Here is a 23,059-nt window from a genome sequence, read left to right on the forward strand (position 1 = left end):
GACATGCTCCATCATTCCGGCCGACGCCATCCTGGCGGCGCGGCCTCCGGCGCGGCCAGTGCGCGCAGGCGTTTGAACAGCACCGTGGTTTCGGCCACGTTCCACACCCGCAGCGCGACCTCGAAGGTGTCCAGTGGCTTGGTCAGGAAGTCCTTGGCGCCCAGGCCCAATGCGCGGTGACGCGCGCTGCGGCTGGGGTCGGCGGTGAGCACGATCACCGGCAGGAAATGCCCCGGGTCGGACAGCCGCGCCAGCTGTTCCAGCAGCGCATAGCCGTCCAGCTCGGGCATCTTCAGGTCCAGCAGGATCAGGTCGGGCGCGAACGCCGACACCAGCCCCATCACCCGTAGCGGGTCGGTGGTGGCGATGACCTGCTGGAAGCCTTCGCGCTGCAGCAGGTCTTCGAGCAGCCGGACATTGGCCGGCTCGTCGTCGACGATGAGAATGCGGGAGCCGAGGATTTCGTCGCGTGTCATGCCAGCAGCCCGTCGATCACGGTGAAGAATTCCGCTACATCGAGCGGTTTGGTCAGATATGCACGCACGCCTTGATTGCCGACGCGCGCCAGGGTGGCGGTGGTGGCATCGGCGCTGATCACCACCACCGGCACCTGTGCCGTGGCCGGCTGCGCCTGCAGCTCGCGCAGCAGTTCTTCGCCGTTGCCATCGCTCAGGTGCAGGTCCAGCAGGATCAGATCCGGAACGCCCTGCTGCAGCAGCTCGCGTGCCTGCGCCAGGCTGGCGGCTTCGAGCAAATGCCACTGCGGGCGACGCTCGGTGAGGGTGCGGATCAGCGCCTGGTTGGACGGGTTGTCTTCGATGCTCAGCAGCTGGCACACCCCGCTGCCGCTGGTGCTGGGGGGCAGCAGGGTGCGCGCCGGCTCGCTGCGCTGCGGCTCGCCCTGCGGCAGTGCGATCCAGAAGCGTGCGCCATCGCGGCTGCTGTCCACGCCGATCTGCCCACCCATCGCCTCGATCAGGCGCTTGCTCAACGCCAGGCCCAGACCGGTACCCTCCACGGCCGACCGCTCGGCGCCCAGTCGCTCGAACGGTGTGAACAGGCGCTCGATCTGCGCCGGCGTCAGGCCCGTGCCCTGGTCGGCCACGGTGATACGCACCTGTTCGCCATCTGCCTGTGCGGTGACCTGCACCTGGCCTCCGGGGCGATTGAACTTGACAGCGTTCGACAGCAGATTCAGCAGCACCTGACGCAACCGCTGCGCGTCGGCGCGGACCGTCCATGGCCCTTCGATGGCGGCCGGTTGCAGCGCAATGCCGTACCTGTCGGCATCTGGCGCGATCAGGCCCAGCGCCTCGTGCACGGCTGCGCGCACCGCGATGGGTTCCGGGCTCAGATCCAGTTGATCGGCCTCGATCCGCGCGATGTCCAGCAGCTCGGTGATCAGCCCCAGCAGGTGCCGGCCGGCGCCCAGGATGTGCTGCAGATGGCGGCGGGGACCGGGCTCGGGCAGGTCCATTTCCAGTACCTGCGCATAGCCCAGGATCGCATTGAGCGGTGTGCGCAGTTCATGGCTGCTGCGCGAGAGGAATTCGGTTTTTGCGCGGTTGGCGGTTTCCGCCTCGCGCCGTGCCAGCTGCGCTTCGGCCGCACGTGCGGCCAGCAGCTCGCTGGCCTGCGCCAGGCGCTGGCCGACCTGGCCCAATTCATCGCCGGCACGCGGCTGCGGTGCCAGCGGCAGGCCTTCGCCCAATCGGTCGGCGTTGGCCGCCAGGGTGCGCAGCCGCCCGGACAAGGCCGAGGCGAACCACGCTACCGCGAACACCGCGCCCAGGCCGCCGAGCATGGCCGCACTCAGGGTGATGATGAGATTGCGCTGACGCAAGCCCTGCGCCTTGGCGGTGCGCACCTGCAATTGCGCGGTTTCGTAATTGCGCAGTTCGCGCAGCTCGGCACGCAGGATGTCGAGCTTGTACTTGCCGTCCCAGAGCTGGCGGATCTCTTCCTCGCGACTCAGATCCGGGGCCAGCAAGCGGCGCCAACCCTGCATTTTTTCCGCAAACAACGGCTTGATGCGCGCAAACCGCTGCGCCTGCCCCGGGTCGGTGATGCGTTGCGACAGGCGCTCGGCCACGCGTTGCAGCCGCGGTTCGGCATCGCGGTACGGGGTGAGGAATTCGTCGCGGCGCACCAGCCGGTAGCCGCGCACGCCGGCCGCGGTTTCGGCCAATAACGCATGCGCTTCGTACAGGTCGCTCAACACTTCCAGCGTCTGGCGCACGTCGTTTTCGGCGGCGATGTTCTGCCGCTCCACGCTGTAGATCGCCATCAGCGCCACCGCCAGCAACAGCAGCGGCAGGGTCACCACCGCCAGACTCTTGCGGGTGATCGGCCAATCGTTCCAACGCACTGCCAATGCATTCATAGCGCGAGTCCGGCTTGGACCGCGTACACCGCGGCCTGGGTGCGATCTTTTACCTCAAGTTTCTGCAGGATTCGCTCCACATGCACTTTCACGGTGCCGGGAGAAATCCCCAGTTCAGCTGCCAGGGTGGCATTGGTGAGCCCGCGCGGCAGCAGCGACAGCACCTGTTTTTCGCGCTTGCTCAGCGCGCTGAGGCGGTCGTCCTGTATCGGTTTGCGCCGACGCGTGGCGATCGGCTTGGCCGGTTCGGCCACCATCGCCGGCAACAACAGCGCAAAGGCCTGCAGCGCCTGCACGTCGTCGTTGCCGGGCGCGGGGCGGTTGTCGTGCCAGGCCACGCAGAGCATGCCGTGGGTCGTGCCCATCGCATGGATCGGCACCTTGGCTTCGCGCATGTCGCTGGGGCGCGGCGGCATCAGCCACGCCGCTTCGTGGCCGTCGCCGGCTGCACTGGCACCGGGCGGCAGTGCGCGTCCGCGGCTGGCCAGTACCTGCGCGCGCGGCCCGCGCTGCGCCAGCACGGCGCCGTGTTCCAGGCCCAGCAACAACAGCACGCGGCCAAGCACCGCATCGCAGGCGTGCTCGGGCGTGTGCGCCTGACGCAGGGCCACGGCCGCCTCCCATAACGCCTGCCAGCGCGCGCTATCGGAAGCCTCGCGCCGCAAGCTCAGACGCCAATCGCCAGCATTGGTAGGGGTTTCCATGGATTCGCTCTAGGCCGATCAGCATATTTGAGTATATGCCACTCGGCAGAATTGTTGGGGTCGCTCGATTTCGATACTGAGCTCGCCCGCTGAGGCACCCCACCACAACCCAACGGAGATTTCCCATGCGTCGCACTCTGTCCTCTTTGGTTCTGGCTCTGGCTGCCACCCCGGCGCTGGCCGGCGGCGTCATGCACTACGCCGACAAGGCCACGCTGCCGGCTGGCGGCGAAGAGCGTGAAGTCGCTGCGCTGTTCGACACCTGGAACGCTGCGCTGGCCACGGGCAACCCGCACAAGGTGGCCGATCTGTATGCGCCCGATGGCGTGCTGCTGCCGACCGTGTCCAACGAAGTACGCGCCTCGCGCCAGCAGATCGAAAAGTACTTCGAGATGTTCCTGACCAAAAAGCCCCAGGGCGTGGTCAATTACCGCACCGTGCGCGTGCTCGATGACGACAGCGCGGTGGATGCCGGTGTGTACACCTTCACGCTGACCGACAAGGACGGCAAGAAGAGCGATGTGCAGGCGCGCTACACCTTCGTCTACGAAAAGCGCGACGGCAAGTGGCTGATCATCAACCACCACAGCTCGGCGATGCCGGAAGTGGACACGCGCGCGGCGGTCGCCAAGACCAAGTAAGCGCCGCATCGGCGACGGGTGCCGGCCGGGCAGGCTTGAAAGCTGCCGCGGCCGGCGCCATCCAGCAGGCAATCTTCACGATTGCGGAGTTGCACCATGCTGGGAATCGGCGCCTTCAAACAACGTATGCCACGTCCGGGCGAGGCACTGCCTGGCCGCGAGCAAGCGCTGCCGTTGCATAACACGCACCTGATCAACGGTCACCCGTTGCGCGGGGAATTTACCGGCCTGGCCCAGGTGCAATTCGGGCTTGGTTGCTTCTGGGGCGCGGAACGCAAGTTCTGGAACGTGCCGGGGGTGTACACCACCGCGGTGGGTTATGCCGGCGGTGAGACACCCAATGCGACCTACTCCGAAGTGTGTTCGGGACAGACCGGCCATACCGAAGCGGTGTTGGTGGTGTACGACGAAGCGTCGGTGTCGTTCGCACAGTTGTTGCGCACGTTCTGGGAAAGCCACGACCCCACCCAGGGCATGCAGCAGGGCAACGATGTCGGCACGCAGTACCGCTCGGCCATCTACTGCACGACGCAGGCGCAATACGACGCGGCACTCGCCAGCCGCGACGCCTATCAGCAGCAGCTGGATGCTGCAGGGTATGGCGCAATCACCACGGAGATCCGTTTCCCGGCGCCGACGTTCTACTACGCCGAAGACGATCACCAGCAGTATCTCGCCAAGCACCCCAATGGCTATTGCGGGCTTGGCGGCACGGGAGTGAGCTGCCCGATCGGGCTGGATGCCTGACGGAAAGGCGGGCCGGATTGAAACGCTGCCAACCACGTGATCGTGGCAGCGCGCCGATGGCCAATAGTGACCGGCAGCGTTATCACGATCAGGCAGCGCATGGGAGTGCATGCCAGGCAACTTGAATGGCTACGTCGGAGACGACGTGGCCATCTTTTTTTGCGGCGTGCGCCAGACGCGCCGCCGCCGCGTGTGGCTGAGCAACGCACCGGCGCAGCGCATCATTGCGGTCAATCACGACAGCCAATCACGACAGCCAACCGGTGCAATGAATCGGTGCGGCGAATCACTGCATCCGGTCAGCGCAGCAAATGCGCCAGGTGTGCCTGCATCCGTTGGATCAGACAAATTCGCCGGCAAACATGCCGCGCAGCTGCGTAAGCATGTCGGTACGTTCGGGATGCAGCAAGCGCATGCAGGCCAGCGCAAAGCCGACCGGGCTGGTGCCTGGCGCAGTAATCACGCTGTCGGCGGTGACGACTTTTTCGTGGCGATACTGCGCGGCACCGGCATACGGCACCACGTGTTCCTGCAAAAACGCCAGCGCGTTGCTGGTATGGGCACGGTTGTCGAGCAGGCCGGCATAGGCCAGCGCGATGGTGGCGCCGCAGATCGCCGCGACCGGGCGCTGGTGCTGCACGCGCTCCACCAATAGCCCGCTCAAGCCCGGAATCTCGCCCGCCTGCCAGCGCTCGCTGCCGGGCAGGATCCATAGGTCGGCATCCAGCGGCGCCAGATCCGAGAGCGCAAATTCCGGGGTGATGCGCAGACCGCCGATGGACTGCACGGACTGGCCATCGATGCTGGCAATGGCCACCTGGTCGCCAAACCATTCGCGCGCCGCTGGCAGCACCACGCCGATTTCCCAATCGGCCACGCCGTCGACCATCACCACTGCAATGTTTGCCATTGTCCGTTACGCCAGTTGAGGTATCCGGATTCTAGGCAGTGCGCGTGCGGCGATTGTAAGCAAGGTGTGGAGATGCGCAGGGAGCGGGCGGCAGCGCGACCGGGTTCATCGGCCAGCCGAACGGAGGCTGCCTGCGAGATAGGCGGGATAGCAGACGGTGGCCGCCATATGCGAGGCACGCAGTGTGGATCGGATCCGTCGCGTTACCTGCGTTACCTCAACAGACAGCGTGTGCCGGCGCCGGGGAAGCGCGCCGATCAGCCGTATCGACCTGCAAGCGGGCCTCGGACGCGCGGGCGGTGGTGTGCGAGCAGGATGAAAAAACGCTGTGCTGCGATCCTCGCTGCACTCCCGAACACGACAACGCCCGCAGCATCGGCTGCGGGCGCTGGTGGTCGTGCTTTTACGTCAGGACGATCAGCCGGCGAGCTTGTCGGCGATGGTCTTGCGCAGGGCTTGCAGGTCCTTGGCAAAGGTATCGATGCCGCCGGCCAGCTTTTCGGTGGCCATCGGGTCGGCGGCCAGGTCGGTGGCGAAGCTGTCGCTGTTGATCGGGGTGATCTGCGCGTTGTCGGCAGCCGCCGGCGAGAGCTTGCGCGGCAACTGCCCGTGTTCGGCATCCAGCTTTTCCAGCAGGTCCGGCGAGATGGTCAGGCGGTCGCAGCCGGCCAGCGCTTCGATCTGCGCGGTGGAGCGGAACGAGGCGCCCATCACCACGGTGGACGAGCCGCGCCGCTTGAATTCGTTATAGACGGTGCGCACGAACACCACGCCCGGATCTTCGTCGATGCTGTCCGGGGTCTGGCCCTGGGCGACGTAGTAATCCAGGATGCGGCCGACGAACGGGGAAATCAGGAACACGCCGGCTTCTGCGCAGGCCAGCGCCTGGGAGCGATTGAAGATCAGCGTGAGGTTGCAGTCGATGCCTTCGCGCTGCAGCTGACGGGCAGCTTCGATGCCTTCCCATGTCGCGGCAATCTTGATCAGGATCTTGTCTTTGGACACGCCACGCTCGGCGTACATCGCGATGAACTTGCGCGCCTTGGCGATGGTGGCCTGGGTGTCGTGCGCCAGGTCGGCGTCCACTTCGGTGGAGACGCGGCCCGGCACCAGTTCGGCCAGCTTGACGCCCACGCCGATGGTCAGGCGGTCGGCGACCTCGTTGACGGTGGCGGTGCGGTCTTCGCCACCGTGCTCACGGCCCCAGGCCAGTTCGCGCTCGATCAGATCGGCATAGACCGGCAGGTCCAGCGCCTTTTTGACCAGGGTGGGATTGGTGGTGCAGTCGACCGGCTTCAGTCGCTTGATGGCGTCGTAATCGCCGGTGTCGGCAACGACCACGGACAGGTCGCGCAGTTGGGCAAGCTTGGAGGGGGATGCAGTCATGCGGGTTCTCTCGAATCGTGGAACGGGTCGTGGATAGGACGCAGTGCGCTACGTTAGCGCGCCGCGCGCTGGAAGTCGCCCGCGGCAGCGGGTTGATCGTGCACGGCCGTCACGCGCAGGCGCAGGTCACGCCCGTCGGGCGTGCGCCAGTCGATGCTCTGGCCGACCGACAGGCCAAGCAGCGCACTGCCGACCGGCGCCAGCACCGAGATGCGGCTGTGCTGGACATCGGCCTCATGCGGGTACACGAGGGTGAGCGTATGCCGTTCGCCGTGCAGCTGGTCTTCGCATTCGATGCGCGAGTGCATGGTGACGACATCGCCGGGAATCTGGTCGGGCGGCAGCACGCGTGCGCGGCCCAGTTCGTCGCTCAGCGCAGTGGCGGCGGGATGTTTGTTGAACGCGGGGGAATCGAGCAAGGCCTCAAGACGTGCGAGGTCGTGGCTGGAGACAAGGATCGATGGCGGCAAGCCGCTGTGATGTTGCGAAGTCATGGCACTCTCCTGACGAATACGGCTCGCCAACACGGCAAGCGGCATCGACAAGATGAGGGCACCGTCGGCCGATCCCAATACATCCTGCCCGGCGCAACACTGCGACTGACTTGCGAAGGTCGAGGCGTCTTTCAGGGCGCCGGGATTAGCGCGTCGATCAAGCGAGCGCTGCGACAGAGGCCCAGGGCGCAGACGGCAGGAGCAACGCCTGCGCATCTAAGCCGCCAGATGGAAGCAGCCGCACGCATGAATCTGCAGCGTTGGAAAAACAGCGGTGCAAGAAGAACAAAAGGCGCCGCTTCCGCGCCGCCGTTGTGTGTCGTCTACGAAGGTCGCCAAAAGCGACCACAGCCGTGAAACGCTTTGACGATTCCCGATTCCCGATTCCCGATTCCCGATTCCCGATTCCCGAATCCCTAAGCCGCAACCGCCTTGGGACCCGTCACAGGCTGCTCCAGCGTGAACAGGCTGTCCGGCAGTTCCTTGAACAACTGCGACAGCTGCTCTAGGAAGGCGGTCATCGCCGAGCTGCGACGCCAGGCCATGGCAATGCGGCGGCTGGGTTGTTTGTCTTCGCGGAAGCGGATCAGGCGGATGTTTTCCGAGCGGGCAACCGGCGGCTTGACTGCCAGCAGCGGCAGCAGGGTGACGCCGACATTGGCAGCCACCATCTGACGCAGGGTTTCCAGGCTGGTGGCCTGGAATTCCGACTTCTCCAACGCTCCTGCCAGATGGCAGACATCCAGCGCCTGTTCGCGCAGGCAGTGGCCGTCTTCCAGCAGCAACAGGCGCTGTTCGGACAGATCGTCCAGCGTCATGCTGTCGTGGCGCGCCAACGGATGGCCTTCCGGCACCGCCAGCACGAAGGGCTCCTCGAACAGGAACTCGGCATGCAACTGGTCGTCCTGCAACGGCAGCGCCAGCAGCGCCGCATCCAGGCGTCCCTCGCGCAACTGGTGCATCAGCCGGTCGCTTTTTTCCTCGATCAACAGCAACTCCAGGCGCGGGAAACGCTCGCGGATGCGCGGCACCACATGCGGCAACAGATACGGCGCCAGGGTGGGGAAGATGCCCAGCCGCACCGTGCCTGCTTCCGGGTCCTGGCTGCGCCGTGCGGCTTCCTTCATCTGTTCCACCTCGGCCACGATGCCGCGCGCACGCATCGCCGCTTCGCGGCCGGCCGGGGTCAGCATCACCTTGCGCGGGGCGCGCTCCACCAGCGGCACACCCAGCTCGTCCTCGAGTTTCTTAATCTGGGTGGACAGTGTCGGCTGACTGACAAAACACGCCGTCGCGGCGCGGCCGAAATGCTTGTGGTCAGCCAGGGCTACCAGATATTTCAGGTCACGCAGATTCATGTGCAGCAGCCCTCAAGGCGGTGACGGTTAACGACTGACGTGCGATGCAGCTTAGCGCCCGGCATGGCCGGGCGATGGCTGCGGTTGCGCTTATGCGGCTTGCGCAACGTTTTCGGCGCTGACCGGTGCGCTGGAGCGGATCAGGTGATCGAATGCGCTCAGGGCGGCCTTGGAGCCTTCGCCCATCGCGATCACGATCTGCTTGTACGGCACCGTGGTGGCGTCGCCTGCCGCAAACACCCCCGGCACGCTGGTCTGGCCACGGTCGTCGATGATGATCTCGCCACGCGGCGACAGCTCCACCGTGCCGCGCAGGAACTCGGTGTTGGGCAGCAGGCCGATCTGCACGAACACGCCTTCCAGATCCACGTGCTGGATATCGCCGCCGGTGCGGTCCTTGTAGACCAGGCCGGTGACCTTCTGCCCGTCGCCGAGCACTTCGGTGGTCTGTGAGCTGGTGATGATGCGCACGTTGTGCAGGCTGCGCAGCTTGCGCTGCAGCACTTCATCGGCGCGCAGCTTGTCGTCGAATTCCACCAGCGTGACATGCGCCACGATACCGGCCAGATCGATCGCGGCCTCAACACCGGAATTGCCGCCGCCGATCACCGCCACGCGCTTGCCCTTGAACAGCGGGCCATCGCAATGCGGGCAATAGGCCACGCCCTTGTTCTTGTACTGGTCTTCGCCCGGCACGTTCATCTGCCGCCAGCGGGCGCCGGTGGACAGGATCACGGTCTTGCTCCTGAGCGAGGCGCCATTGGCCAGCTTGATCTCGATCAGGCCATCGGCACCGGCCGGGATCAGCTGCTCGGCGCGCTGCAGGTTCATGATGTCCACGTCGTACTGGCGCACATGCTGCTCGAGCGCGGCGGCCATCTTCGGGCCCTCGGTTTCCGGTACCGAGATGAAGTTTTCGATCGACATGGTGTCCAGCACCTGGCCACCGAAACGCTCGGCGGCCACGCCGGTGCGGATGCCCTTGCGCGCGGCATACACCGCTGCTGCCGAGCCAGCCGGGCCGCCGCCGACCACCAGCACATCGAAGGCGTCCTTGGCGGCGATCCTGGCGGCGTCGCGCTTGGCTGCGTTGGTGTCGAGCTTGGCGACGATCTGCTCCAGCGTCATGCGGCCCTGGTCGAACAGCTCGCCGTTCAAGTACACGGTGGGCACCGACATGATCTGGCGGGTTTCGACCTCGTCCTGGAACCACGCACCGTCGATGGCCACGTGCTTGATGCGCGGGTTGAGCACGGCGGCCAGGTTCAGCGCCTGCACCACGTCCGGGCAGTTCTGGCACGACAGCGAGAAATAGGTTTCGAACTGGTAGTCGCCATCCAGGTGCTGGACCTGCTCGATCAGCTCGGCGGCAGCCTTGGACGGGTGCCCGCCCACCTGCAAAAGCGCCAGCACCAGCGAGGTGAACTCGTGGCCCATCGGCAGGCCGGCAAAGCGCAGCGAGATGTCCTGGCCCGGCGTGGTCAGCGCAAACGAGGGCTTGCGCTGGTTGTCGTCGCGGTGGATGTCCAGGCTGATCTTGTCCGAGAGCAACACCAGGTCCTCGAGCAGGTCGAGCATTTCGCGCGAGCCGGCGCTGTCGTCGATCGAGGCATTGATCTGGATCGGCCGCGTAACCCGTTCCAGGTAGGCGGTCAGCTGGGTCTTGAGATTGGCATCCAACATGGAAAACTCCTGGAAATGGGCAAGGGGAGAGCGTGGCGTCGCTGCGCAAGCGCAGGTCGCCGGGGGAGGAAGGAGGTGAACCGCAGCCGGCGCATGTCGGGATGCGTGCTGGCGATGGCTGGCGTGCAGCCCGGCACCGGCTCCGGTTCACCCCCGGCCCGATGAACCGGGCCAGGGATGCGCAGCGACTTAGATCTTGCCGACCAGGTCCAGCGACGGAGCCAGGGTCTTGGCGCCTTCCTTCCACTTGGCCGGGCAGACCTGGCCAGGGTTGTTGGCGACGAACTGGGCCGCGGTCAGCTTGCGCAGCGTCTCGGTGACGTCGCGGGCGATCGAGTTGTCGTGGATTTCCAGGGTCTTGATCACGCCTTCCGGATTGATGATGAAGGTGCCGCGCAGGGCCAGGCCTTCTTCTTCAATGTGCACGCCGAAGGCGCGGGTCAGCTTGTGGGTCGGGTCGCCGATCAGCGGGAACTGCGCCTTGCCCACGGCCGGCGAGGTTTCATGCCACACCTTGTGCGAGAAGTGCGTATCGGTGGTGACGATGTAGACCTCGGCGCCTGCCTTCTGAAACGCGGCATAGTTGTCGGCGGCGTCTTCCACTTCGGTCGGGCAGTTGAAGGTGAATGCAGCCGGCATGAAGATCAGCACCGACCACTTGCCCTTCAGGCTGGCCTCGGTGACTTCGATGAAATTGCCGTTGTGGTACGCATTCGCCTTGAACGGCTGGACCTGAGTGTTGATGAGAGACATTGAGTTTCCTCGTGCGATGAAGGGGGGCGGGGGATGGAACAGCCGCCATGGTAGGCAGGATCGATAGATTTCTCAAATCGATTGATGGAATTGGATAGATAGTTTTTGGCTATCGATTTTGCAGACGGCATCTGGCGCTGCGGGTGGGCCGTCCCATCTCCGATAATGGTCGGCCGATGTTTCGCATGAGTGAATGATCCGTATGAGCGACGATCCTGCAGGCATCCCTGCCGAACAGCTGCTACGGCAGGCCGCGCTGCGGATCGACCGTCGAGACGCCGAACCGCTGCTGTTGCACGCGCTGAGCCGCGACCGCGCCTGGCTGTTCGCGCACGGCCGTGACCCGGTGCCGCCGACCATGGCGCAGGCCTTCGAAGCCTTGGTGCAGCGGCGGCAGGCGGGCGAGCCGGTGGCCTACCTGACCGGTTCGCGAGGGTTCTGGACCCTGGACCTGGCTGTCTCCACCGCCACGCTGATTCCACGTGCCGATACCGAAGCGCTGGTCGAGCTGGCGCTGGAGCGGCTGGAGCACACGCCCGGCCGCCGCGTGGCCGATCTGGGAACGGGCAGCGGCGCGATCGCCCTGGCGATCGCCAGCGAGCGGCCGCAGGCGCAGGTGATCGCCACCGACGCCAGTGCGGCCGCGCTCGCCATCGCCCAGCGCAACGCCGACAGTCACCGTCTATCGAACGTGCACTGCCGCCACGGCAGCTGGTTCGCGCCGCTGGCCGGCGAGCGCTTTGATCTGATCGCCAGCAATCCGCCCTACATCGCGGCCGGCGACCCGCATCTTGCGCAGGGCGATCTGCGCTATGAGCCGGCCAGCGCGCTGGCCTCCGGCAGCGATGGGCTGGACGACATCCGTTCGATCGTGGCCGATGCGCCCGCGCATCTGCGCGCAGGCGGCTGGCTGCTGCTCGAGCATGGCTGGGATCAGGGTGCGGCCGTGGCCGAGCTGCTGCGCGCGCGCGGGTTTACGCACGTGGCCACGCATCAGGATCTGGAACAGCGCGATCGGGTGACGCTGGGATGCTGGGAGGCGGGCGCGACGCAATAAGGTTGTCTGCTGCAGTGTCGCTGACGGTGCAGTCACTGCGTGCCGGCGTGCCCGGGCACTCACCGCTGCGGGAAGACACGGCCGTTGGCTCCATCGTCGATCGCTACAATGCGGGTTTTCGCCCAGGACCGACGCATGCGCACGCTCTATCCCGAGATCACGCCCTACGAGCAGGGCAGCCTGAAGGTCGACGACCGCCACACGCTGTACTTCGAACAGTGCGGCAACCCGCAGGGCAAACCGGTGGTGATGCTGCACGGCGGCCCCGGCGGCGGCTGCAACGCCAAGATGCGGCGCTTCCACGACCCGGCCAAGTACCGCATCGTGCTGTTCGACCAGCGCGGCTCGGGCCGGTCCACCCCGCATGCCGATCTCACCGACAACACCACCTGGGATCTGGTCGCCGACATCGAGCGCCTGCGCACGCACCTGGGCATCGAGCGCTGGCAGGTGTTCGGCGGCAGCTGGGGCTCGACGCTGGCGCTTGCGTATGCGCAGACCCACCCGCAGCAGGTCACCGAGCTGGTGCTGCGCGGCATCTTCCTGCTGCGTCGTTTCGAGCTGGAATGGTTCTATCAGGAAGGCGCCAGCCGGCTGTTCCCGGACGCATGGGAGCACTACATCAGCGCCATCCCGGCCGACGAACATGGCGATCTGATCGCTGCGTTCCATCGCCGCCTGACCAGCGACGACGAAGCCACGCGGCTGGCCGCCGCCAAGGCCTGGAGCGTGTGGGAAGGCGCCACCAGCTTTTTGCACGTCGACGAAGACTTCGTCACCGGGCATGAGGACGCGCACTTTGCGTTGGCGTTCGCACGCATCGAGAACCACTACTTCGTCAACAAGGGCTTCTTCGAGGTGGAAGGCCAGTTGCTGCGCGACGCGCACCGCATTGCCGATATCCCCGGGGTGATCGTGCACGGCCGTTACGATGTGGTCTGCCCGCTGCAAAGCGCCTGGGATCTGCACAAGGCCTGGCCGAAGTCACAGTTGCAGATCAGCCCGGCCTCGGGGCACTCGGCGTTCGAGCCGGAAAATGTCGATGCCTTGGTACGCGCGACCGACGGGTTTGCCTGAACGACCATGTCGGACGCAGACGGGTCATGCCCTCGCATGACCCGTAGGAGCGCGCTTGCGCGCGATGGGGCGCTACCGGTAAAGCCCGATCGCGCGCAAGCGCGCTCCTACCCTGCTTGCCGGTTTTTTAGCGCGGCAGCAGCGCATCCGCCAGCGGCGGCAGGATGCGCGCCAATCGATCTGCCCATGCCTGTTGACCGGCGGCGTCGCCGATCAGGTCCTGGCGGATTTCCAGTTCCACATGCAGCAGGCCGCGGCCTTCGCCATGGACCGGGATGGCGTAGTCGCTGGCATCGCTGACCGCATATGGTTGATTGTCTCCCACCACCAGGTCCGGCTCCGCACGCAAGGCATCCAGCAAACGATGCGCCAGCCGCGTGTCGCGGTGGTACAGCACGCCGGCATGCCAGGGACGCGCGTTGCCGGCCATCACCGGGGTGAAGCTGTGCATCGACACCAGCAGCGTCGGTTGCGCGCGCTGCGCGCGTGCATCCAGTTCGGCCGCGATGCGCGCGTGGTATGGCGCGAAGATCGCATCGATACGTTGCTGGCGATCGGCGGCGGTCAACGCCAGGTTGCCGGGAATCGACGTGCCGTCGCTGACCTCCGGCATCCGGCTGGCCGCGCCATCGGGCCGGTTGCAGTCGATCACCAGGCGCGAATAGGTCTGGGCGAAGGCGATGGCATCCAGCGCCTCGGCCAGCAGACGGGTGACCTGCGCAATGCCGATATCCCAGCCGATATGGCGGTCCAGCTCGAACTGCGGCAGGCCCAGGTTGTCCAGTCGCGCCGGCACGCGCTGGCCGGCGTGGTCGGCGATCAACAGCCACGGCGACGCCGCCCGCGCGTTGTGCACGGTGAACGCCGGCGGGTCTTCTGGGCCAAGCAATGGGTCCACGGCGGCATCAACCACGCGGCGTGCCATCCAGGGCGTGATCGACCAGGTACAGCCCGGCCCACAACTTGGGGTCCATCTGATAGCCCTCGGCCATCTTCTGCACCAGCCAGGCGCCGACCTGCGCGCGCGGGATTTCGTGCACGGTGATGTCCTCGCTGGCATCGCCGCCGCCGGCGCCGACCTTGCGCAGCCCGGTGGCGCGCACGAAGGCGATCTTCTCGCTGCTGGCGCCGGCCGAGGTGGGGCCGATCATCAGCACTTCGGCGTGCGCGGCGGTCCAGCCGGTCTCTTCTTCCAGTTCGCGGATCGCCGACAGCTCGATCGACTCGTCGGCATGCACATCGCCGACCAGGCCGGCCGGCATTTCGATGGTGCGCGCCTGCAGCGGCACGCGGAACTGTTCAACGAACAACATCGCATCGTCCGGGGTCACCGCCACGATGATCGCGGCCAGGCCGCCGGCATGCACGCGTTCGGAGTACTCCCAGGTGCCGCGCACGACCATGCGCTGGTACTTGCCTTCGTAGACCACGGTGGGCGGGGTGTCGTGTCGGTTCATGGTCAGGCGCCTTGAGACAGGGAAGCGGGAGGTGGGGGCAGCGCGGCGCCGTCGCACACGGCCAGCAGGCGGCGGCGCGTGAGCGGCCCGAAGCGCAGGCTGTCGCACAAGCCGATCAGCATGTCCGCATCGGCCTGCGCGCGCGTGAAACCGGCGTCGGTCAAGCCCAGCGGTGCATCCAGTGCAATGGTGGTGAGCTGGCGCCACAGCAACGCATGATCGCGTTGTTCGCGCAGCCGTACGGCCATTTGCGCAGCGCCGCGCAAGCGCAGGAACGGAATCTCGTCGATGCGTTCCAGCAGCGCATCCAGGCTGCCGAAATGCGCCAGCAGTACGGCCGCCGATTTGGCACCGATGCCGGTGATGCCGGGAATGTTGTCGATCGCATCGCCGCACAACGCCAGGTAGTCGGCGATCTGGTGCGCATGCACGCCATGGCGCGCCTTGACCCCGTCCATGCCCCAGCGCAGGTTGCGCGCGTAGTCCCATTGCTCGTCGTGTTCGAACAACAGTTGCGACAGATCCTTGTCGGCCGACACGATCACCCCGCGCAGGCCGTGCGCGCGCACGCTGTGCAAGGCGCTGCCGATCAGGTCGTCGGCCTCGTACTCGCGGTGGGCCAGCACGCTCAGGCCCAGGGCTGCGCACAGCGCCTTGCAGTGCGCGAACTGGCGTCGCAGTGCATCCGGTGCCGGCTCGCGGTTGCCCTTGTAAGCGGGGTAGATCGCGTGCCGAAAACAGCTGTCCAGTGCTTCGTCGAAGGCGATGGTGATGTGCTGCGGGCGCTCGCGTTCCAGCAGGTCCAGCAGAAAACGCGCAAAGCCGTGCACCGCATTGGTCGGCCAGCCTTGCGCGTCCTGAAATTCGTCCGGAATCGAGTGCCAGGCACGGAACACGTACAGGCTGGCATCGATCAGGTACAACGGCTCCGGGCGCGGGCCGCCCGGCAGCGCCGCGGCAATGGCACCCGGCAGCGTGCTCACGGGGTCCAGTCGCGCAGCAAGGTGCGCGGGTCCGGACGCTCGCGCTCGGGCACCTGCATGCGCGGCGTGCCGACATGGATGAAGCCGGCGATGCGCTCGTTTTCGCCCAGGCCCAGATAGCCGGTCACGGCCGGGTCGTAGGCCATCCAGGCAGTCAGCCACTGCGCGCCGAAGCCATGCGCCTGCGCGGCCTGCAGTAATGCAAAACACACGCAACCGGCGGTGAGCAGTTGCTCCTGCTCGGGCACCTTGTGCTCCGGGCGTAGCGTGGCGACGACCACGATCACCAGCGGTGCATCGCTGAAGCGGTTACGGTCTTTCTCGACCACCGCCGGTGGTGCCAGCGGATCGGCGGCCTGGGTGCGTTCGGCCAGAAAGTCGCCCAAGGCATGCCGCGCGTCGCCGCTGATGCGCAGGAAACGGAACGGCACCAGCTTGCCGTGATCGGGCACGCGCACCGCCGATGTCAACATGCGCAGCAAGGTGTCTTCATCCGGGCCGGGCTCACCCAGTTGTTTGGAAGGGACCGACCGACGTGCGTCCAGCGCCTGGAGCGAATAGGGTGCGTGCATAATTTGCGGTTCTGGGCAACGAATGCGCCAATTATAGACGGGCCCTTCCCAACGCCGGCCGCATGATGGCCGGCCCCGGGATGTCTGCAGTCATGGCATCGCCCCTTCCTGCCCGCTCTTTCAGCGTTGTCCGATGACCCAGTTCGTTTCCGCCGAGCCGCTACCCAGTCGCAACCCGCAACTGCTCGATCAGGTGCGCGAGATCGTGTTGCTGCCGCTGGCCGATGCATTCATCGATGTGCAGGATGCGCTGGCCGAGGCGCTGTTCCGGCTGGCGGCCGATGCCGGTGCGGCGCAGAACGATTTCATGGAAGCCATCCAGGCCTTGCGGCAGCAGCGCGAGCCGATCACCGCGCGCTTTCGCGGGCATCTGGCCAAGGCCTGGCAGGGCCTGGAGTCCGCGCGCCCGCTCTCGGCCGAGCGCACCCTGGCGCGCGGCGCGGCGGGGCTGAGCCTGTTGCCCGAACAGGATCTGGAAGTCCGGCTGGCGGTGCGCAATCTGGCCGGCGCCCTGCAGCATCAGTGGCGGCCGGAGCTGATGCGGCTCAATCGCTATCTCGGCTTCATCGCCGGCGGGCTGCGCATCGATGGCGACAGCAACCCGTTCGGTCCCGAGCACCTGGGCGTGGCGCTATACGAGGCCTTCCAGGGCGTGACGCTGGCGGCGAAGGTGCATCTGGCGGTGATCAAGGTGTGCGAGCAGCAGCTGATGCCGCGCGTGGGCCAGCGTTATGCGGAGCTGGAGCAGGCCCTGGCGCAAGTGGCCCGTCTGCGCGAGCTGCCGCAGGCGCGGCTGCGCCGCGGCGGCATCCCGCGGCAGGGCCAGGCCGGCGGCGAAGACAGCGCCGACACGCCGGACTGGATCGCCCGCTTCTTTGCCGACTGGTCCGGCGGGCAGGGGGCGCTGGTCGGCGTGGCGGTGATCGACGTGCATCTGCGCAGTGGCCGCGAAGTGCTGCCGGCAGCATTGCACCAGCGCCTGCAACAGGCGCGCCGCCTGCGCGAGCCCGAGGCTGGCCGGTCGGAGTCGGCCGCGCTGCGGCGGCTGTCGCCACGCGAGGTGGTCTCGGCGTTGTCGCTGCTGCAGACCATGCCCGGCGCCGGGTTCGACAGCATCGACGACGGCGAGCGGGGCTTGCCGTCTGCGCTGCGTCAGCACCTCATGCGCGCGGCTGCCTCGCTTGGCGTCGACCCGGCCACCACCTGCCTGGACCCCAACGATGCCGACGCGCTGGATCTGATCGCGCTGCTGTTCGACGCGATCCTGGTGCAGAGCCAGCTCTCTGCGGCGCAACGTCGCCTGCTGGGGCAGCTGCTGGTGCCGATGGCCAAGATGGCGATGCTCGACGGCCATCTGTTCGTGCGCGATGGGCATCCGGCGCGCCGCCTGCTCAATCTGCTGGTGGATGCCTGCGATGGCAACGGCTGCGAAACCGCCGCCGAACAGGCTTTGCTGGCGCAGGTGGAGTCTGCCGTTGCCACTGTGGTGCGCGACTTCGATGAGCATCCAGCGGTCTTTCTGGCGCTGGAAGCCGAGTTCGGCGCCAGTTACGAGCAATACCGGCGACGCGTGGACATTGCCGAGCGCCGCGCCAATGAGCTGCAACGTGCCGAAGAACGCCGCGAACGCGCGCGCGGCATTGCCGCCCAGGCGCTGGCCGAGCGCCTGGCGCGCGGACCGCTTCCGCCGGTGGTGGAGCACTTCCTCAGCCGCGTCTGGCATCCGAGCGTGCAACAGGCCGCGCTGCGCACCGATGGCGCCGGCCCGGCCCTGGACGCTGCCATTGCAGTGGGCGATGCCGTGCTGGCGCAGTTGACGCCTGCACGCAGCGACACCGGGCTGGACGCGCAGCAGCGGACGGCGCTGCTGCAGGCGTTTGCGCTGGCCGGCCTTGGGGCGCGCGAGGCCGAGCAGGCCTTGCTGGAATTGCTGCGCGCGCTGGCACCCACGCCGGCTGTCGCCGATGCGGAACGACTCGCGCCCACCCTGAGCGCGTTGAGCCTTGCGCCCAGCCCGGCCGACCCGATGGCAGAGCCGCTGACGCCGATGCTCGATGCCGGGGCGCAGGTGGAATTCGACCGCATCACTGCCGATTTCTTCCGCGCCCTGGCGATCGGCACCAGCCTGGATTTCGTCGACCGCGAAGGCCGCGTCCAGCCCGGCAAGCTATCGTGGATCAGCCCGATTTCCGGGCGGCTGATGTTCGTCAATCGCCGTGGCGGGCGGCTGTGCGTGTCCTCGCCCGAAGAGCTGGCCATGATGGTCTGGCTGGACCGGCTGCGTCTGCACCGCGAAGAGGACGCCTTCTACAGCGCAATGCAGGGCGTGGTCGACGGGCTGGATGCGACTGCCAACCTGAAGCCTTAACCCCCGCAGGCGTACAAGGAGCCACGACAGGCTCCACCGTAGCGTTGCGAGCTAGGATGTCGGCTTGACACGCAAACCCTGGGCGGTCACGAGTAAAGTGAGAGATGCGTCACACTTAACGAACGAGCGAAACGCCTACCATGCGAAGGCGGAATTTGGGGCCGCGTCTGTTTTTCCTCGTTTGAATATTTTCACGCCTGCAGAGGCGGGGAGCCTTTGCGCATGACTTTTCAGCCCAGTCCGTCGGGACACCCGGGCCGTGACCAACGCTTGCTCGAACAGGCGCACGACGTGTTCGTGCCCGCGCTCGTGCAGGTGTTTGCAGCTGCAGTGGCGCATTTCGATGATGTGCTGTTCGATCGCGCCGAATCCGCTGGCGCGTCACAGCTGCTTTTTCTCGATGGCATGCGCGAGTTACGCCGCAAGCGCGAAGACGTGACAACGCAATTCCGCCAACAGCTGGAAGACGGCTGGCAGGCGCTACTGCTGGGCACGCCGCTATCGGCCGAAGTGGTGCTGGCCGGCGACATGGGCACCGGCCCGCTCAGCCTGGTGCCCGAGCACGTGCTCGAATCGCGATTGGCGGTGCGCAACCTTGCCACCGTGCTGCTGCGCGACTTCAAGCAGGTGCTGGCGCGCGTCGACCGCCGCCTGGGCTGGGTTGCCGGTGGCCTGGAGTTGGTGGCCGACACCAACCCGATCGGTCCGGAACATCTGGGCGTGGCGATCCACGAAGCGTTCGCCACCTGCGACCTGGCGCCGGAAGTGCGGCTGGTGCTGATCAAGCTGTGCGAACGCGACCTGGCCGAGCCGATCGGCAAGTTGTACGCGCGCCTGGATGAAACCCTGGCCAAGGCCGGCGTGATGCCGGAGATTTCGCAGCCCAAGCGCCCGCCACCGCGCATGCAGCCACGCGGGCAGACACCCGAAGAGCATGCGCAGGCCCAAGCGCAGGGCGGCAACGCCGACATGGACGGCGACGATCAGAACGATCAATACGCGCCGGCCTGGGCCAATCGCTTCCTGGACCGTTGGGCGCATAGCCGTGGCCGCATGCAGGCCGCCGCGCAACGCGGCCATGCCGATGGGTCTGGCGCCGGCGGCATGGACGGCGACGCCGATCATCCGGGCGGCAGCCAGGGCATGCTGCTGGATGCGCTGCATGAGCTGTTGCAGCAGACCCGTAGCGTGCGCGACAGCACGGCGTCGGCCGCGTCGGTGGCGGTGGGCCAGCAACGCCCGCTGAGTCAGCGCGAAATGATGTCGGTGTTGTCGCTGCTGCAGGCCACCCCCAGCGCGACGCTGCAGGCGGCCATCGGCGACGACAACGAATCGCTTGCGCAGCGTCTGAAGAACGAAGTGCTCAACAGCGCCACGCGTCTTGGCGTGGACCCGGCTACCGCAAAGCTGGACCCGATGGACGAGGATGCGATCGACCTGGTCGGCATGCTGTTCGACGTGATGCTGGACGAGCGCGACCTGGAGAACCGCTCGCGCGAGATGATTGGCCGGCTGGTGGTGCCATTCGTCAAGGTGGCGCTGCTGGACCGCAAGATGTTCGTGCAGAAGACCCACCCGGCGCGGCGTCTGCTCAATTCGCTGGCCGAGGCCTGCGAGGGCAACAACGGCGACAGTGCCGCCGAGCGCGTGCTGATGGGCAAGGTCGAGGAAATCGTCGACCGCCTGGTGGCCGAATTCAACGAGAACCTTGCGATCTTCCTGACCCTGGAAGAAGAGTTCCGCGATTTCCTGTCGCAGCACCGTCGCCGTGTGGAAATTGCCGAGCGCCGCGCCACCGAAACCCAGCGCGGCCAGGAAAAGCTCGAGCTCGCGCGCAGCCGCGCGCTGACGGAGCTGGAGCAGCGGGTGCTGGCCGGTGCGCCGTTGCCCAAGGCGGTGGAAGACTTCCTGCGCCAGCCGTGGCTGCATCATCTGACCATGGCCATCCTGCGCGACGGCGACGAAGGCCCCGGCACGCTGGAGGCATTGGCATTGGCCGATGGCGTGCTGGAAGAACTGGGTGAAGCGCGCCGCCACATCATCGGCAAGCCATGGCTGCAGGTCTGGCAACCGGCATTGCATCGCGTATTTGCCAGCGTGGGCCTGCATGGCGACGCGGTGGTGGTGGCGATCACCGCATTGCACGACACCTTGCAGGCCATTGCCGAGGCGCGCCCGGAGCTGGAAAAGGCCCTGCCGGAACTGCCGCAGGTCAACCTGCCGCCGCCGGCCGCCGAAAGCGTCAGCGTGGTGCTGGGTGCCGAAGCGGTGGCGCAGAGCATCGACAGTGCCGACGCCGAACGTTTCCGTGCGATGGACATCGGTACCTGGCTGGATTTTGTCGACAAGGACGGCAAGGTCCAGGCCGGCAAGCTATCGTGGGTAAGCCCGATCTCGCAGCGGCTGTTGTTCGTCAACCGCCGCGGTGTGCGTTTCTGTGTCGCCTCGCCCGAAGAGCTGGCCGTGATGGTGCGGCTGGGCCGCCTGCGCGAACACATCAACGACGGCGCGTTCGACAGTGCGATGCAGGGCGTGATCGATCGGCTGGATCCGCTGCACACCAACGGCACGGTGCACTGAAGGCACGCTGGCGTTGCCTTGGCCGGCAGGCCGGTGGAACGACTGCAGAACTCACATCACCCACGTGCCTGCTCGCGATTGGCGTGCGTGCGTGCGGCACCGCGTCGGCCAGCGCAGTCCACCGATGCGGATCGCATCTAAGGCCTGCGGCCAGGTCAACCCGGATGCCCTGGCGGTGTGTGCCTACGGCGCTGCCGGCCCGACAAACTCCAATGCGCGCGTGATCACCGAGGGGTGATCGACCATGCGGTTATGCCCCAGCCCTTCGGTACTGAACAGCTGCGCGCCCGGCCAGAGTGCGGCAAAGCGTGCGCCTTCTTCCCAGGGCGTTTCGCGATCGCGGCGGTCGTGGATGACCAGCGCCGGGCGATCGAACTGCGGCAGATGCGAGGACGCGTCGAAGTCGGCAAAACAGGTGCCGGTCAGCTCGATCAGCCAGTCCTCGAACGGCACAAAGGTCGCAGGCGCAAGGCCGGCCGCCTGGAACTGGCGCCTTGCGCTGCCTGCAGGCTCCACCAGCGGGGCGATCAATACATAGCGCGCTGGGCGCCAGGCCGGATCATCGGCAAACACCGCGGCGGCGGCGCCCAGCGAGTGACCGATAAAGACGGCGGGGCGCCCGAAGCGGCTGCCCATCTCGCGCAGGATCTTCACGAAATGCGGCAGATTGCTGATCTGCCCGCTGCTCAAGCCGTGTGCAGCCTGGTCGAAGGCCAGCACCGCATACCCGAGCGCCCGCAGCTGCGGAACCCAGGCGGCAAAGCGCAGGCCGTAGCTGGCCCAGCCATGCGACAGCAGTACGTACGGCTGCCGGGCGGGGTCGCCCCACTGGTACACCGCGATGTCGAAACCTTCGATGCGCAGCGTCTGGCGTTGCACATCGTCCAGCGTGGCTGCGATAGCGGCAGCCTGTCGACGTCCGGCCGGGCCCGGGGTCACGAAGCGGCGTGCCAGGTAGCGGCCGGTCGGACCAGGAGCCAGGCGGCTGGCGCCGGCCATCAGGCTGCGCAGCAACCTCGCGCGCAGCTTGGTAAGTGATGAGCTCATGGGCGTTCCTTGGGGGAGTGAGCCATCTTGTCGATGACAAGATGCGTGCAGAGTCTGGTGCCTGAATCTTGTCAGCGTCAAGATTATCTGCTGCACTGGGGGCCCGATAAGCGAACCGCCATGCCACGACCAGACGCCCCGGCTGCGTATCACCACGGCGACCTGCCGGCCGCGCTGCGGCGTGCCGGGTGGGAGTTGCTGGGTGAATCCGGCCTGCGTGGACTCACCCTGCGCGAGTGCGCGCGGCGCGCGGGCGTGTCGCACGCCGCACCGGCGCATCACTTCGGCTCGCTGGATGGGCTGCTGGCGGAGTTGGCGGCCGATGGCTACGCGCGCATGCTCGATCGCATCCGCGCCACCCAGCAGGAAGTGAACGACCCGCTGCTGGGCTGCGGGCTGGGCTATATCCGCTTTGCTGTCGACTATCCGCAGCAGTTCCGCTTGATGCTGGGACTGGACGTGCGTGCCAGCGGCCTGCCACGGCTGGTGCAGATCAGCGAGGCGGCGATGGCCTACCTGCGCGACACGGTGCGCGCCCAGTGGATCGCTCGCCATGGCAGCGACCCGGATCCGGCGGTGCTGGAGCAACGCACCCTGTTGAGCTGGAGCGCGGTGCACGGGTATGCTTCGTTGGTGATCGACGGCAGGCACGAGCGATTGCGCGCCTTCGCGCCGGAAACCGTGATGGCGCCCCTGTTGAAGGGGTTGCTGGAGCCGTAACGCAGTTGCAGGGCACCAGGCACGCTGCCGCCAGGCGATCGCACAGTCCACGCGCTGGCGATCTGCCTTCCAATTGCACACCGGTGCATCACCGCCGGCGCGGCCGGTGCGCTCTGCTAGCATCGCGGCGACTGAAGCG

Annotated in this window: 21 protein-coding genes; 7 read left to right on the forward strand and 14 right to left on the reverse strand. The window is 66.7% G+C overall.

Annotation, left to right across the window (positions count from 1 at the left end; genetic code table 11):
- Positions 1-11: 11 nt before the first annotated feature.
- From FHY19_RS20970 to FHY19_RS20980, 3 genes are read right to left on the reverse strand one after another with little or no spacing between them, the layout of a single operon-like run.
- A complete protein-coding gene (locus FHY19_RS20970; RefSeq protein ID WP_259168321.1) occupies positions 12-476 on the reverse strand; it encodes a response regulator in 465 nt (154 codons plus the stop codon).
- Positions 473-2,383: an ATP-binding protein gene (locus tag FHY19_RS20975; protein WP_259168322.1), complete on the reverse strand. Its 1,911-nt coding sequence runs from the start codon at positions 2,381-2,383 to the stop codon at positions 473-475. Before FHY19_RS20975 ends, FHY19_RS20970 begins: the two co-directional genes overlap by 4 nt.
- A complete protein-coding gene (locus FHY19_RS20980; RefSeq protein WP_259154223.1) occupies positions 2,380-3,087 on the reverse strand; it encodes a response regulator transcription factor in 708 nt (235 codons plus the stop codon). Before FHY19_RS20980 ends, FHY19_RS20975 begins: the two co-directional genes overlap by 4 nt.
- A gap of 125 nt (positions 3,088-3,212) precedes the next feature.
- Here FHY19_RS20980 and FHY19_RS20985 point away from each other — a divergent pair, with 125 nt between their 5' ends.
- Together FHY19_RS20985 and msrA are read left to right on the forward strand one after the other, a co-directional pair.
- Positions 3,213-3,728: an SgcJ/EcaC family oxidoreductase gene (locus FHY19_RS20985; RefSeq protein ID WP_259154217.1), complete on the forward strand. Its 516-nt coding sequence runs from the start codon at positions 3,213-3,215 to the stop codon at positions 3,726-3,728.
- A 96-nt stretch (positions 3,729-3,824) separates the two neighbouring features.
- Positions 3,825-4,475 (forward strand): peptide-methionine (S)-S-oxide reductase MsrA, encoded by a 651-nt coding sequence (gene msrA / locus FHY19_RS20990; RefSeq protein WP_259154214.1) that lies wholly within the window; start codon positions 3,825-3,827, stop codon positions 4,473-4,475.
- 340 nt (positions 4,476-4,815) lie between these two features.
- Here the strand turns inward: msrA and FHY19_RS20995 are convergent, their stop codons facing one another.
- From FHY19_RS20995 to ahpC, 6 genes are all read right to left on the reverse strand, one after another.
- Positions 4,816-5,385 (reverse strand): type 1 glutamine amidotransferase family protein, encoded by a 570-nt coding sequence (locus FHY19_RS20995; protein WP_259168326.1) that lies wholly within the window; start codon positions 5,383-5,385, stop codon positions 4,816-4,818.
- A 417-nt stretch (positions 5,386-5,802) separates the two neighbouring features.
- Complete coding sequence (tal, locus tag FHY19_RS21000; protein ID WP_259168327.1) at positions 5,803-6,771, reverse strand: transaldolase; 969 nt, start codon at positions 6,769-6,771, stop codon at positions 5,803-5,805.
- Between the two features lie 53 nt (positions 6,772-6,824).
- Positions 6,825-7,265, reverse strand: a complete 441-nt coding sequence (gene rnk / locus FHY19_RS21005; protein WP_055851460.1) for a nucleoside diphosphate kinase regulator — start codon at positions 7,263-7,265, stop codon at positions 6,825-6,827.
- Between the two features lie 416 nt (positions 7,266-7,681).
- Positions 7,682-8,623, reverse strand: a complete 942-nt coding sequence (locus FHY19_RS21010; protein ID WP_259168328.1) for a LysR substrate-binding domain-containing protein — start codon at positions 8,621-8,623, stop codon at positions 7,682-7,684.
- A 90-nt stretch (positions 8,624-8,713) separates the two neighbouring features.
- The gene (ahpF, locus tag FHY19_RS21015) at positions 8,714-10,306 is read right to left on the reverse strand and encodes an alkyl hydroperoxide reductase subunit F (RefSeq protein WP_259168329.1); all 1,593 of its coding nucleotides are present in this window, start codon (positions 10,304-10,306) and stop codon (positions 8,714-8,716) included.
- 189 nt (positions 10,307-10,495) lie between these two features.
- Complete coding sequence (gene ahpC / locus FHY19_RS21020) at positions 10,496-11,059, reverse strand: alkyl hydroperoxide reductase subunit C (protein ID WP_003488826.1); 564 nt, start codon at positions 11,057-11,059, stop codon at positions 10,496-10,498.
- A 202-nt stretch (positions 11,060-11,261) separates the two neighbouring features.
- Here ahpC and prmC point away from each other — a divergent pair, with 202 nt between their 5' ends.
- A complete protein-coding gene (gene prmC / locus FHY19_RS21025; protein WP_259168342.1) occupies positions 11,262-12,116 on the forward strand; it encodes a peptide chain release factor N(5)-glutamine methyltransferase in 855 nt (284 codons plus the stop codon).
- A 135-nt stretch (positions 12,117-12,251) separates the two neighbouring features.
- Entirely contained in the window at positions 12,252-13,193 is a 942-nt protein-coding gene (gene pip / locus FHY19_RS21030; protein ID WP_259168344.1) for a prolyl aminopeptidase, read from the forward strand.
- Positions 13,194-13,320: 127 nt separating this feature from the next.
- Here pip and FHY19_RS21035 read toward each other — a convergent pair whose 3' ends face one another.
- From FHY19_RS21035 to FHY19_RS21050, 4 genes are read right to left on the reverse strand one after another with little or no spacing between them, the layout of a single operon-like run.
- Positions 13,321-14,118 (reverse strand): N-formylglutamate amidohydrolase, encoded by a 798-nt coding sequence (locus tag FHY19_RS21035; protein WP_259168346.1) that lies wholly within the window; start codon positions 14,116-14,118, stop codon positions 13,321-13,323.
- Positions 14,099-14,650 carry an NUDIX hydrolase gene (locus FHY19_RS21040; protein WP_065466011.1) on the reverse strand — a complete coding sequence of 184 codons (552 nt, stop codon included), beginning with the start codon at positions 14,648-14,650 and terminating at the stop codon, positions 14,099-14,101. Before FHY19_RS21040 ends, FHY19_RS21035 begins: the two co-directional genes overlap by 20 nt.
- 2 nt (positions 14,651-14,652) lie before the next feature.
- Positions 14,653-15,633, reverse strand: coding sequence for a 5'-3' exonuclease H3TH domain-containing protein (locus tag FHY19_RS21045; RefSeq protein WP_259168349.1), 981 nt, complete (start codon positions 15,631-15,633; stop codon positions 14,653-14,655).
- Positions 15,630-16,205 (reverse strand): nitroreductase, encoded by a 576-nt coding sequence (locus tag FHY19_RS21050; RefSeq protein WP_259154177.1) that lies wholly within the window; start codon positions 16,203-16,205, stop codon positions 15,630-15,632. The genes FHY19_RS21045 and FHY19_RS21050 overlap by 4 nt, the downstream gene beginning before the upstream one ends.
- 133 nt (positions 16,206-16,338) lie before the next feature.
- On the opposite strand from FHY19_RS21050, the gene FHY19_RS21055 reads away from it, so the two are divergent.
- Both FHY19_RS21055 and FHY19_RS21060 read left to right on the forward strand, forming a co-directional pair.
- Positions 16,339-18,573 (forward strand): DUF1631 domain-containing protein, encoded by a 2,235-nt coding sequence (locus tag FHY19_RS21055; RefSeq protein ID WP_259168352.1) that lies wholly within the window; start codon positions 16,339-16,341, stop codon positions 18,571-18,573.
- A 222-nt stretch (positions 18,574-18,795) separates the two neighbouring features.
- Positions 18,796-21,153, forward strand: a complete 2,358-nt coding sequence (locus FHY19_RS21060) for a DUF1631 domain-containing protein (protein WP_259168355.1) — start codon at positions 18,796-18,798, stop codon at positions 21,151-21,153.
- A gap of 183 nt (positions 21,154-21,336) precedes the next feature.
- Here the strand turns inward: FHY19_RS21060 and FHY19_RS21065 are convergent, their stop codons facing one another.
- Positions 21,337-22,200, reverse strand: coding sequence for an alpha/beta hydrolase (locus tag FHY19_RS21065; protein ID WP_259168357.1), 864 nt, complete (start codon positions 22,198-22,200; stop codon positions 21,337-21,339).
- 120 nt (positions 22,201-22,320) lie between these two features.
- On the opposite strand from FHY19_RS21065, the gene FHY19_RS21070 reads away from it, so the two are divergent.
- Positions 22,321-22,920, forward strand: a complete 600-nt coding sequence (locus tag FHY19_RS21070) for a TetR/AcrR family transcriptional regulator (RefSeq protein WP_259154172.1) — start codon at positions 22,321-22,323, stop codon at positions 22,918-22,920.
- Positions 22,921-23,059: the final 139 nt, after the last annotated feature.

The organism is Xanthomonas sp. 4461, from assembly GCF_024806475.1.
In the GTDB taxonomy this organism is placed as follows: domain Bacteria; phylum Pseudomonadota; class Gammaproteobacteria; order Xanthomonadales; family Xanthomonadaceae; genus Xanthomonas; species Xanthomonas arboricola_F.